Genomic DNA, 12,535 nt, shown 5'->3' with positions numbered 1-12,535 from the left:
GATCAAACTCGCTTGACGATGTGCCGGCCGAACAGGCCAGCGGGTTTGACGACCAGGACGGAAATGATCAGCGCAAGCGCGATCGGAAGTTTCAGTTCATTGCCGACGCCGGGAATGTAGGTGCCGACGAGGTTTTCGAAGATGCCCATCAGGAAGCCGCCGACCACAGCGCCGAACGGGCTCGACAGACCGCCCAGCACCGCCGCAGCAAAGCCATAAAGCAGGACGCCGACCATCATGTTGGGCTCCAGGAACACGACCGGCGCGATCAGCATGCCGGCAATCGCGCCGATGGCAGAAGCCATGCCCCAGCCGAGCGCGATCATCCAGCTCGTGTTGATGCCGACGAGCCGCGCCGATTCAGGTAACGAGGCGGCCGCCCGCATTGCGAGCCCGATCCGGGTGTACTGAAAGAAGAAGTAGAGCGCGACCAGGAGCAGCAGGGTGACACCGATCATGCCGGCCTGGTGGGTCGAGATCAGCTGACTACCCAGGAACGGCGAGGAGCCGAACGGGGTCGGATATTGCTTGATGGTAAAATCCCAGATCAGGCCGGCCGAGGAGTTGATGATGGCGAACAGCGCGATGAAGCCGGCGACATTGGTCAGGATCGGCGCCTTGGCGAGCGGCTTGAACAGGATGCGCTCGATGGCGATGCCGCCTGCGAACGCGAAAGCCAACGTAAGGACGAAAGCGACCCAATAGGGCACGCCCCATTGCATCAACTGCCAGGAGATGAAGGTCGAGAACATCGCCATCTCGCCTTGCGCGAAGTTGAGATGGTCGATCGCCTGGTAGATCATGACCACGGCGAGCGCCATGCAGGCATAGATCGCGCCGGTGGCAATCCCGGCCAGGACCTGGTTGGTGAACAGCTCCATTGTCCCGGCTCCCTAAAACTTGCCCGATGTGGGTTGAGATGCTTCAAAGGTCCACCTCTCCCTTAGGGAGAGGTCGCGCCGAAGGCGCGGGTGAGGGGTCTTGGTCTCACGGTGAAGCTGCGGCCCCTCACCCGATTTGCTGCGCAAATCGACCTCTCCCCTGCGGGGAGAGGTATGCGGAGAGCGCGGATAATTCATTGCCATCATCCGCTCCCTCAGTAACCCAGATAGGATTTGCGGATTTCTTCGTTGTTCGCGATGTCCTTGGCTTTGCCCGACATCACAATGCGGCCGGTCTCGATCACATAGGCATGGTCGGCGAGTTCGAGCGCGAGCTGGGCGTTCTGCTCGACCACCAGGATCGTGACCTTGTCCTCGCGGTTGATCTTGCCGAGGATGCCGAAGAGGTCGCGGACCACCAGCGGCGCGAGGCCGAAGGAGGGCTCATCGAGCAGCATCAGCCGTGGCCTCAGCATCAGCGCGCGGGCTACCGCGAGCATCTGCTGCTCGCCGCCGGACAGCGTGCCGGCCTGCTGGGTGTGCCGCTGCTTCAGCACAGGGAAATGCGCATACATGCGCTCGATGTCGGAGACGATGCCGGCGCTGTCCTTGCGGGTAATGGCCCCGAGCTGGAGGTTCTCCTCCACCGTCATGGTGGTGAAGGTGCCGCGACCCTGCGGCACATGGGCGATGCCGAACCGCACGATGTTCTCGGTCGAGCGGTTGTTCAGCGGCTTGCCGTCGAACTCGATGCCGCCGGTCGAGCGCACCATGTTGCAGATCGCGCGCAGCGTCGTGGTCTTACCGGCGCCGTTGGCACCCAGCAGCGTCGTCAGCGAGCCCTCGTTGAGCGAGAAGGACAGGCCATGGAGCGCCTGGACCTGGCCGTAATAGGCGCGCAGGTCCTTGACGTTGAGCAGCGTCGTCATTGGTCCTTGCTCCCGAGATAGGCCTTGATGACGTCCGGGTCCGCCTGCACCTGGGCAGGCGTGCCTTCCGCGAGCTTCTTGCCGAAATTGAGCGCGACGACGTGGTCGGCGATCGACATCACGAGGCCCATGTGGTGCTCGACCAGCAGCACGGTCATGTGGCGATCGTCGCGGATGCGGCGAATGAGGTCGCCGAGCACATAGACCTCTTCGTGGTTGAGGCCGCCGGCCGGCTCGTCGAGCAGCAGGATCTTCGGGTCGGCCGCCAGCGCACGGGCCAGCTCGACGCGCTTCTGTGTGCCGAAGGGCAGGCCGGAGACGACAGTGTGGGCGACATTCTCGAGGTCTAGATAGGCGAGGATCTCGTGCACCTTCTTGTTGACGCTGGTTTCGCTGCGCCGGACCCAGGCCAATTTCAGAGAGTCGCTGACGATGTCGCTGGAGGTCTTCGAATGGGCGCCGACACGGACATTGTCCATCACCGAGAGATTCGGAAATAGCGCCACGTTCTGGAAGGTGCGGCCGATGCCGATCTCGGCGATCCGGTGCGGCGGCCGCGACAGGATGCTCACGCCCTCCATCAGGATGTCGCCGGACGACGGCTGGTAGAGCCGCGAAAGGCAGTTGAAGAGCGTGGTCTTGCCGGCGCCGTTGGGGCCGATCAATCCGAGGATCTGTCCCTTGTGCATGTCGAAGGACACGCCGTTGAGCGCGATGATGCCGCCGAACACGACGCTGACGTCGCGAACCGCGAGCAGGGGCGATGTCCCCCGCGCGAGCTGTGCCTGCGTCATCTCGTCTCGCCCACACTGAGCAGTGGGCGAAGGGGCGATGCGGACCGCTCCCGATGATGACAAAGGCTATCTGAATCCCTCGGCCACACGCGCAACTTTTCCTCCTGATTTCAGCTTTTTGCTGACGTCTTTTTTTGAATGCGGCATCAGACCCCCGAGTGCCGCTTCGATGTTCCTTACCATCGCAAGCAGACGCGGTCCAATGTCGTTGATCAAACGCTCTTCCGTGAAACGGAATGCGGGCGCGCCGCAATTGAATGCGTAGGGTCCGGTTCCGTCGTTGAGCTTGAGCGCGACGCCGGCGGCGCCGATGTCGTCGTGCCAGTCGCCGACGGAAATCGCAAAGCCGTATTTCGCCACGGTCTCGCCGGAGCGTTCCAATCCATCGCGCATCTTTGGCCAGCGGCTGCCGTAATGCTCGCGCAAGAGACGCGAGAGCTCTGCGCGATCATCGGCGTCGAGCGCCCAGAAATAGGCGCGACCCATCGCACTGGTTGCAATCGGCACGCGCGAGCCGACGTCAAGTTGAACCCCGACCGTCTCGCTGCCGCGGCTCTGCCCGAAATAGATCATGCTGTGACGGTCGCGGCCGCCGACGGCAACCGCTCCGCCGGTCGCGCGCATCACGTCCTCGCGGAACGGCTCGGACAAATGCCGAACGCCGAGATTGGCGAGCGCGGCGTAACCGAGCGACATCGCCGCGGGTGCGAGCTGGTACTTCTCGAAACGGGGAACCGGCGTCAGATAACCGAGCTTCGTCAGCGTATAAGTCAGCCGCGACACGGTCGGTTTGGGCAGATTTGTCCGCGCCGCGATCTCCTGATTGCCGAGAAGGCCGTCATTGGGTTGGAATGCGCGCAATACGTCCAGTCCGCGGGAAAGCGCGACGACGAAATTCCGATCAGTCGCGGTCTTCTTTCCTGTACGCTTCATCCCTAATCTGCTTCTTGCGCGGAGTCGTTGACAACGTCCGTGCTTCAAAATAACCCTGCCGTCAAGATGCGGAATTAAATTCCGCACCGCGAAATCGAACAAAATTAAATCCCCACCAAGGAGGGACACCGTGAGCGAAGTGGTCAAGCTTGAGCGTCATGATGAAGTCGGGATCGTTACGGTCGACAGCCCTCCGGTCAATGCGCTGAGTGCCGCGGTCCGCGGCGGCATCTTGGAGTGCATCAAGGCCGCGGTCGCCGATCCCGCGATCAAGGGCATCGTTCTGACCTGCGCCGGCCGCACCTTCATTGCGGGCGCCGACATCACCGAATTCGGCAAGCCGCCGAAGCCGCCCGCCCTCAATGACGTGCTGTCCGAGATCGAGAATTCGCCGAAGCCAGTGGTCGCCGCGATCCACGGCACCGCGCTCGGCGGCGGCCTCGAGGTCGCGCTCGCCTGTCATTACCGCGTCGCTGTTAAGGAAGCCAAGCTCGGCCTGCCCGAGGTGAAGCTCGGCCTGCTGCCAGGCGCCGGCGGCACCCAGCGCCTGCCGCGCGCGGTCGGCCCCGAGCTCGCGGTCAAGATGATCGTCGGCGGTGATCCCATCGGTGCTGCGGAAGCGCTCAAGAACGGCCTGATCGAGGAGATCATCGAAGGCCCGGCCTCGGGCGGCGAGGCCTTTGTGCGCAAGCTGCTGGCCGAGAAGCGCCCGCTGCGGCGCCTGTGCGACGACGATTCCAAGCTCGCGGCGGCCAAGGCCGACCGTTCGATCTTCACCAATGCCGTTGCGGCCATGACCAAGAAGTCGCGCGGCCTGGAAGCGCCGTTCGCGGCGGCCGACGCCGTTGGCTACGCCATTGACCTACCGTTCGACGAAGGTCTGAAGAAGGAGCGCGAGGGCTTCCTCAAGCTCGTCGCCAGCGACCAGTCCAAGGCGCAGCGTTATGCCTTCTTCGCCGAGCGCGAAGCTGCCAAGATCGCGGGTGTCCCTGACGGGACCAAGTCGCGCTCGGTCAACCGTGTTGCCATTCTCGGCGCCGGCACCATGGGCGGCGGCATTGCTATGTCGTTTGCCAATGCCGGCATCCCCGTCACCCTGATCGAGACCGGCGAGGAGCAGCTCAAGCGTGGCATGGGCGTCATGCAGAAGAACTGGGAAGCCACCGCGGCGCGCGGCGGCATCCCGGCCGATGCGCCCGCCAAGCGCATGGCTTTGATCAACGGCGTCGTTGGCATCGAGAATGTCGGCGATGCTGATCTCATCATCGAGGCCGTGTTCGAGACCATGGCGGTGAAGAAGGAAGTGTTCGGCAAGCTTGACCAGTACGCCAAGCCGGGCGCGGTGCTCGCCTCCAACACCTCGTATCTCAACATCGACGAAATCGCGAAGTCGACCAAGCGTCCGCAGGACGTTTTGGGCATGCACTTCTTCTCGCCGGCCAACGTCATGAAGCTGTGCGAGATCGTGCGCGCCGACAAGACCGCGCCGGACGCACTGGTGACCGCCGTCACCATCGCGCGCAAGATCGCCAAAGTGCCGGCCGTGGTCGGCGTCTGCGACGGTTTTGTGGGTAACCGCATGCTCGCCCAGCGCGGCAAGCAGTCCGAGAAGCTGCTGTTCGAAGGCGCGCTGCCGCAGCAGGTCGATGCTGTCGTGACCAAGTTCGGCATGCCGATGGGGCCGTTCGCGATGGGCGACCTCGCCGGCCTCGACATCGGCTGGCGCTCGCGGAAAGATCGCGGCATCAAGTCGGAGATCGCGGACGCGTTGTGCGAAGCCGGCCGCTTCGGCCAGAAGACCGGCAAGGGCTACTACAAATACGAGGCAGGCTCGCGCGCGCCGCTGCCGGATCCCGAGGTCGAGAAGCTGATCGACGAGACGCTTGCCCGTCTCGGCCGCAAGAAGCGCGCCGTCAGCGACGAGGAGATCCTCGAGCGCATGATGTATCCGATGATCAACGAGGGCGCGAAGATCCTCGAGGAGGGCATCGCGGCGCGTCCCTCCGACATCGACGTGGTCTGGCTCTACGGCTATGGCTGGCCGATCTACCGCGGCGGCCCGATGTTCTGGGCCGACAGCGTCGGCCTCAAGCACATCGCCGATCGCCTGGCCTTCTATGCCAAGGAGACCAACGACCCGAGCCTCGAGCCCGCGCCGCTGCTGAAGAAGCTCGCGGCGGAGGGCAAGACCTTCGCGTCACTGGCGGCGGCGTCGAAGGCGGCGTGATGGCGGCTGCCTCTCCGGGCGTCATTCTCCGTTGCGCAATTGCGCAACGGAGATGGCCCGAAGGGCCAGGCCCGGAATCCATTTCGCCTTTGAGTGTGCTGCCTGATGGATTCTCCGATGCGCAATTGCGCATCGTAGCTCGCGACTTTGTCGCGCCCCGGAATGACGACTGATTGTGGTGCAGAGAATGACCCATCCCGGCGAACAGTTTTATCCCGAGGGCGTGCGGTGGGATGATACCATCGTCCAGGGCACGCTTCCGGACTTGCTGGCAAAGGCCGCCGCTGACTACGGTCCGCGCACCGCGCTGGAATTCCGGGACCGTCCGATCAGCTACACCGAGCTCGCCGCGATGGCCGAACGCGCCGCCGCGGCGTTCCTGCGCGCCGGCTGTGGCAAGAACAGTTCCGTCGCGCTGTTCCTCGGCAACACGCCGGATCATCCCGTCAATTTCTTCGGCGCGCTGAAGGCCGGCGCCCGCGTCGCGCATCTGTCGCCGCTCGACGGCGAGATCGCGCTGACGCACAAGGTGTCAGACTCAGGCTCGCGCCTGCTGGTCACCTCCAATCTCGCGGCGCTGCTGCCGACGGCGCTGAAATTTTTGGAGAAGGGGCTGATCGATCGCCTGGTCGTCTGCGAGGACGATCATTGGGGCAAGGTCGGCACGCCGCAGGCCGCGATCCCCAGGGATCCCCGCATCGTCACGTTCAAAGCCTTCGTCGAGGGCGCGGCCGCGCCGGCAGAGTGGCCATCCGTCGCGGCCGACGACGTCGCGCTGCTGCAATATACCGGCGGCACCACCGGTCTGCCCAAGGGCGCCATGCTCACCCACGGCAATCTCACCTCCGCGGTGTCGATCTACGACGTCTGGGGCAAGCCGGCGCGCGCCGCGCGCGGCGATGTCGTCGAGCGCGTGATCTGCGTATTGCCGCTGTTTCACATCTATGCGCTGACCGTCGTGCTCTTGTCCTCGCTCCGCCGCGGCAATCTGATCTCGCTGCATCAGCGCTTCGACGTCGAAGCCGTGATGCGCGACATCGAGGTCAAGCGCGCGACATATTTTCCGGGCGTACCGACGATGTGGATTGCGATCGCCGCGCAGCCCGATCTCGACAAGCGCGACTTCTCCTCGCTCGCCAGCATCGGCTCCGGCGGCGCGCCGCTGCCGGTGGAGATCGCGAGCTTCTTCGAGCGCAAGGTCGGCAAGAAGCTGCGCAGCGGCTGGGGCATGACCGAGACCTGCTCGCCCGGCACCGGCCATCCGCCTGTTGGCCCTGACAAGCCTGGCTCGATCGGCCTGATGCTGCCCGGCATCGAGCTCGACGTCGTCGCGCTGGACGATCCGAGACGCGTGCTGCCGCCGGGCGACGTCGGCGAGATCCGCATCAAGGGTCCGAACGTCACCAAGGGCTACTGGAACAAGCCGGAGGGATCCACTGATGCCTTCGTCGACGGCCGCTTCCTCAGCGGCGACATCGGCTACATGGATGCCGACGGCTATTTCTTCCTGGTCGATCGCAAGAAGGACATGATCATCTCCGGCGGCTTCAACGTCTATCCGCAGATGATCGAGCAGGCGATCTACACCATCCCCGGCGTGCACGAGGTGATCGTGCTCGGCATTCCCGACCAGTATCGCGGCGAGGCCGCAAAAGCCTTCATCAAGCTGAGGCCCGACGCAAAACCGTTCTCGCTCGACGAGCTCCGCGCGCAGCTCTCCGGCAAGCTCGGCAAGCATGAACTGCCGGCCGAGGTCGCATTCGTCGATGATCTGCCGCGCACGCCGGTCGGAAAGCTGTCGCGCCACGAATTGCGCCAGCAGCAGAAATCGTCACAATCCACCAAAACCGCATCAGGAGGTCGCTCTTGACCGACGCCGTCATCGTTTCCACCGCCCGTACCCCGATCGGCAAGGCCTATCGCGGCGCGCTCAACGCCACCGAGGGGGCGACCCTGCTCGGCCACGCCATCGGCGAGGCCGTCGCCCGCGCCAAGGTCGACCCCAAGGAGATCGAGGACGTCGTGATGGGCGCAGCGCTGCAGCAGGGCGCGACCGGCGGCAACATCGCGCGCAAGGCGCTGCTGCGCGCCGGCCTGCCCGTCACCGTCGCTGGCACCACCATCGACCGGCAATGTGCCTCGGGCCTGCAGGCGATCGCGCTCGCCGCACGCTCGGTGATCTTCGATGGCGTCGAGATCGCGGTCGGCGGCGGCGGCGAATCGATCAGCCTCGTGCAGAACGACAAGATGAACGGCTTCCACGCCCAGGATCCCGCGCTGCTCAAGATCAAGGGCGAGGTCTACATGCCCATGATCGACACCGCCGAGGTCGTCGCCAAGCGCTACGGCATCTCGCGCGAGAAGCAGGACGAGTATTCGCTGGAGAGCCAGCGCCGCACCGTCGCCGCGCAGCAGGGCGGCAAGTTCAAGGACGAGCTCGCGCCGATCACCACGCAGATGGCGGTGACCGACAAGGCCACCGGTGCGGTGTCGATGAAAGAGGTCACGCTGTCGCAAGACGAAGGTCCGCGTCCCGAAACCACGGCCGAAGGCCTTGCCGGCCTCAAGCCCGTGCGCGGCGAAGGTTTCACCATCACCGCCGGCAATGCCAGCCAGCTCTCCGACGGCGCCAGCGCCTCCGTCATCATGAGCGACAAGGAAGCCGCCAAGCGCGGCCTCAAGCCGCTCGGCATCTTCCGCGGCTTCGTCTCCGCCGGCTGCGAGCCGGACGAGATGGGCATCGGCCCGGTCTTCGCCGTGCCGCGCCTGCTCAAGCGTCACGGCCTTACCGTCGACGACATCGGCCTCTGGGAGCTCAACGAAGCCTTCGCGGTGCAGGTGCTGTATTGCCGCGACAAGCTCGGCATCGACCCCGACAAGATCAACGTCGACGGCGGCGCGATCGCGGTCGGCCATCCCTACGGCATGTCGGGCGCGCGCCTCACCGGCCACGCCCTGATCGAAGGCCGCCGCCGCAAGGCGAAGTACGCCGTCGTCACCATGTGCGTCGGCGGCGGCATGGGCGCGGCCGGACTTCTTGAGGTGTTGTAGTAGTTACGTCGTCCCGGCGGAGGCCGGGACCCATACTCCGCAGCAGGAGTGTGGAACGCAGATGGTAGTGGCCTTCACAAAACAACGAAGGCCGGTGGTTATGGGTCCCGGCCTTCGCCGGGACGACAAGGGTAGGAGGATCCGATGGATCTCGCATTCACGAAAGAAGAGCAGGCGTTTCGCGAGGAAGTGCGGCAGTTCTTCCGCGACAACGTGCCGCCGGATACGCGGCGCAAGCTGGTCGAGGGCCGTCACCTCAGCAAGGACGAGATGGTGACGTGGTGGCGCATCCTCAACAAGAAGGGTTGGGGCGTCAGCCACTGGCCCAAGCAATATGGCGGCACCGGCTGGACATCCGTGCAGCACTACATCTTCAACGAGGAGCTGCAGTCCTATCCGGCGCCGCAGCCGCTCGCCTTCGGCGTCAGCATGGTCGGCCCGGTCATCTACACCTTCGGCAACGAGGAGCAGAAGAAGAAGTATTTGCCGCGCATCGCCAATGTCGACGATTGGTGGTGCCAGGGCTTCTCCGAGCCCGGCTCCGGCTCCGACCTCGCCTCGCTCAAGACCAAGGCCGAGCGCAAGGGCGACAAATGGATCATCAACGGCCAGAAGACCTGGACCACGCTCGCCCAGCACGCCGACATGATCTTCTGCCTCTGCCGCACCGACAACAATGCCAAGAAGCAGATGGGCATCTCCTTCATCGTGTTCTCGATGAAGTCGAAAGGCGTCACCGTGCGCCCGATCCAGACCATCGACGGCGGCCATGAGGTCAACGAGGTCTTCTTCGACGACGTCGAGGTGCCCGTCGAGAATTTGATCGGCGAGGAGAACAAGGGCTGGGATTACGCAAAATTCCTGCTCGGCAATGAGCGCACCGGCATCGCCCGCGTCGGCGTCTCCAAGGAGCGCATCCGCCGCATCAGGGATCTCGCCTCCAAGGTGGAATCCGCTGGCAAGCCGATCATCCAGGATCCCGCCTTCCGCGAGAAGCTCGCCGCCTGCGAGATCGAGCTCAAGGCGCTCGAGCTGACGCAGCTCCGGGTCGTCGCGGATGAAGGCAAGCACGGCAAGGGCAAGCCAAATCCGGCTTCGTCCGTGCTGAAGATCAAGGGTTCCGAGATCCAGCAGACCACCACCGAGCTGCTCATGGAAGTGATCGGCCCGTTCGCCGCGCCCTACGACGTGCACGGCGACGACGGCTCGAACGAAGCCATGGACTGGACCGCCCAGATCGCGCCGAGCTACTTCAACAACCGCAAGGTCTCGATCTACGGCGGCTCCAACGAGATCCAGCGCAACATCATCGCGAAGGCGGTGCTGGGGCTGTGATCTCCCTTCTCCCTCGCCCCGCTCTTGCGGGGAGAGGGTCGGGGTGAGGGGCCTCTCTCCGAGCTTGAGATCGTCGAGAGAGCGGTACCCCCTCACCCGGATCGCACCGGACGATGCTTCGCATCGCCGAGGCGATCCGACCTCTCCCCGCAAACGGGGGAGAGGTGAAGAAGGGCCCCACGCAACGCACACACTCGTTACTTGAGGAAACAGAAATGGATTTTGATCTGTCCGAGGAGCAGCGGCTTCTCAAGGAAAGCATCGACGGCCTCTTGACCGATTCCTACGATTTCGAGAGCCGCAAGAAGTACATGAAGGAGAAGGGCGGCTGGAGCAAAGCCGTCTGGCTCAAGCTTGCCGAACAGGGCCTGCTTGGCCTGCCCTTCAGCGAGGCCGATGGCGGCTTCGGCGGCGGCGGCGTCGAGACCATGATCGTGATGGAGGCGCTCGGTAAGGCGCTGGTGCTCGAGCCCTATCTCGCAACGGTGGTGATCGGCGGCGGCTTCCTGCGCCATGCCGGCACCGACGCGCAGAAGGCCGCGCACGTGCCTTCGCTTATCGACGGCAGCAAGACGCTCGCGTTTGCCCAGCTCGAGAAGAACTCGCGCTACGATCTGTTCGATGTCACCACGACCGCGAAGAAGAAGGGCGATGGCTATGTGATCGACGGCGAGAAATTCGTCGTGCTCAACGGCGAGAATGCCGACACCCTCATCGTCACCGCACGCACCAAGGGCGAGCGCCGCGATCATGGCGGCATCGGCGTGTTCCTGGTTCCCGCCAATGCAAAGGGCGTAGCTAAGAAGGGCTATCCGACCCAGGACGGCCTGCATGCTGCCGACATCACCTTCACCGGCGTCGAGGTCGGCCCCGAGGCCGTGCTCGGCAATCCCGAGGATTCGCTCGCGCTGATCGAGCGCGTCGTCGACGAGGCCCGCGTCGCGCTTTGCGCCGAGGCGGTCGGGCTGATGGACGAGTCGCTCAAGACCACGGTCGAGTACATCAAGACGCGAAAGCAGTTCGGCGTCGCGATCGGCTCGTTCCAATCCCTGCAGCACCGCGCCTCCGACATGTTTGTCGCCGCTGAGCAGGCGCGCTCGATGTCGATGTTCGCGACCATGGCGAACGACTTCGAGAACGCTAGGGAGCGCAGCAACGCGATCGCCGCCGCCAAGGTGCAGATCGGCAAGTCGCTGAAATTCGTCGGCCAGCAGTCGATCCAGCTCCATGGCGGCATCGGCATGACCATGGAGGCGAAGATCGGCCACTACTTCAAGCGCCTCACCATGATCGAGAACAGCTTTGGCGACACCGACTACCACCAACGCCGCGTCGCCGACGCGGGCGGGTTGATCTGAGTTGATCTAGACCACACGAAGACTGTCATGCCCCGGCTTGACCGGGGCATCCAGTACTCCGCGGCGGCAATTCGTTTACGCAACTTCAGCCGCAGAGTACTGGATCGCCCGATCAAGTCGGGCGATGACACCGAGTGTGCGGCCATAGCGGAGCCCAACAATGAAAAACACCCCGTTCGATCTCACCGGCAAGGTCGCCGTGGTCACCGGCTCCAGCCGCGGCATCGGCCGCTCCTCCGCTGAACTCCTGGCAAAGCTCGGGGCAAAAGTCGTGGTGTCCTCGCGAAAGGCCGACGCGTGCAAGGAGGTCGCCGACGGCATCATTGCGGCCGGCGGCGATGCCATCGTCATTCCCTGCAACATCGCACGCAAGACCGAGGTCGAGGCGTTGATCGCGGGGGCGACCAAGCATTACGGCAAGATCGACATCCTCGTCTGCAACGCCGCGGTGAACCCGTATTACGGCCCGTTGCTCGACATCACGGATGAAGCCTTCGACAAGATCATGGGCAGCAACGTCAAGAGCAACATCTGGCTCTCCGCGCTCGCGATCCCGCAAATGGCCGAACGCGGAGGCGGCTCCGTCATCATCATCTCCTCGATCGGCGGCCTGCGCGGCTCCACCGTGATCGGCGCCTACGGCATCTCGAAAGCCGCCGACTTCGCGCTGTGCCGCTCGCTCGCCGGCGAATGGGGCCCGAAAGGCGTCCGCGTCAACTGCATCGCCCCCGGCCTCGTCAAGACCGATTTCGCTCGCGCGCTGTGGGAAGACGAAGCCATGCTGAAGCGCCGCACCGCCACCACGCCGCTCCGCCGCATCGGCGAACCCGACGAGATCGCCGGCGCCGTCGCCTATCTCGCCTCGGACGCATCGAGCTTCATGACCGGCCAGACCATCGTCATCGACGGCGGCGTGACCACGGCGGCGGTGTAGCCGTCCACTACTTGCAATTGTGCCGCGAGCGCGCTTCCCTTACCCTCCCCTGGAGGGGGAGGGTCGCTCGCGCACCGCGCGAGCGGGGTGGGG

At 64.5% G+C, this 12,535-nt stretch carries 10 protein-coding genes; 6 read left to right on the top strand and 4 right to left on the bottom strand.

From position 1 onward, the window contains the following. Positions 1-2: 2 nt before the first annotated feature. The 4 genes from AAE027_RS16465 to AAE027_RS16450 all read right to left on the bottom strand — a co-directional run bounded on the left by AAE027_RS16465 (position 3) and on the right by AAE027_RS16450 (position 3,537). Positions 3-881, bottom strand: a complete 879-nt coding sequence (locus AAE027_RS16465) for a branched-chain amino acid ABC transporter permease (RefSeq protein WP_091890393.1) — start codon at positions 879-881, stop codon at positions 3-5. A gap of 215 nt (positions 882-1,096) precedes the next feature. Next, positions 1,097-1,810 carry an ABC transporter ATP-binding protein gene (locus tag AAE027_RS16460; protein ID WP_370987947.1) on the bottom strand — a complete coding sequence of 238 codons (714 nt, stop codon included), beginning with the start codon at positions 1,808-1,810 and terminating at the stop codon, positions 1,097-1,099. Further along, a complete protein-coding gene (locus tag AAE027_RS16455) occupies positions 1,807-2,604 on the bottom strand; it encodes an ABC transporter ATP-binding protein (protein ID WP_091890387.1) in 798 nt (265 codons plus the stop codon). The genes AAE027_RS16460 and AAE027_RS16455 overlap by 4 nt, the downstream gene beginning before the upstream one ends. 66 nt (positions 2,605-2,670) lie before the next feature. Further along, entirely contained in the window at positions 2,671-3,537 is an 867-nt protein-coding gene (locus AAE027_RS16450; protein ID WP_370987948.1) for an IclR family transcriptional regulator, read from the bottom strand. Positions 3,538-3,667: 130 nt separating this feature from the next. Here AAE027_RS16450 and AAE027_RS16445 point away from each other — a divergent pair, with 130 nt between their 5' ends. From AAE027_RS16445 to AAE027_RS16420, 6 genes are all read left to right on the top strand, one after another. Further along, on the top strand, positions 3,668-5,764 hold the full coding sequence (locus AAE027_RS16445) for a 3-hydroxyacyl-CoA dehydrogenase NAD-binding domain-containing protein (protein WP_370987949.1): 2,097 nt from the start codon (positions 3,668-3,670) through the stop codon (positions 5,762-5,764). A gap of 187 nt (positions 5,765-5,951) precedes the next feature. Beyond that, positions 5,952-7,634, top strand: a complete 1,683-nt coding sequence (pimA, locus tag AAE027_RS16440) for a dicarboxylate--CoA ligase PimA (RefSeq protein WP_370987950.1) — start codon at positions 5,952-5,954, stop codon at positions 7,632-7,634. Then, entirely contained in the window at positions 7,631-8,815 is a 1,185-nt protein-coding gene (locus tag AAE027_RS16435; protein ID WP_370987951.1) for an acetyl-CoA C-acyltransferase, read from the top strand. Before pimA ends, AAE027_RS16435 begins: the two co-directional genes overlap by 4 nt. Positions 8,816-8,959: 144 nt before the next feature. Then, positions 8,960-10,150 carry a pimeloyl-CoA dehydrogenase large subunit gene (gene pimC, locus AAE027_RS16430; RefSeq protein ID WP_370987952.1) on the top strand — a complete coding sequence of 397 codons (1,191 nt, stop codon included), beginning with the start codon at positions 8,960-8,962 and terminating at the stop codon, positions 10,148-10,150. 215 nt (positions 10,151-10,365) lie between these two features. Then, positions 10,366-11,508 carry a pimeloyl-CoA dehydrogenase small subunit gene (gene pimD / locus AAE027_RS16425; RefSeq protein WP_370987953.1) on the top strand — a complete coding sequence of 381 codons (1,143 nt, stop codon included), beginning with the start codon at positions 10,366-10,368 and terminating at the stop codon, positions 11,506-11,508. A gap of 160 nt (positions 11,509-11,668) precedes the next feature. Continuing rightward, the gene (locus AAE027_RS16420; RefSeq protein ID WP_128936664.1) at positions 11,669-12,442 is read left to right on the top strand and encodes an SDR family NAD(P)-dependent oxidoreductase; all 774 of its coding nucleotides are present in this window, start codon (positions 11,669-11,671) and stop codon (positions 12,440-12,442) included. The last annotated feature ends 93 nt before the right edge of the window (positions 12,443-12,535 follow it).

Source organism: Bradyrhizobium sp. DN3 (assembly GCF_041357655.1).
In the GTDB taxonomy this organism is placed as follows: Bacteria; Pseudomonadota; Alphaproteobacteria; order Rhizobiales; family Xanthobacteraceae; genus Bradyrhizobium.
Note: the sequence above shows the minus strand (reverse complement) of the source record. Positions and strands in the feature narration are given on the sequence as shown.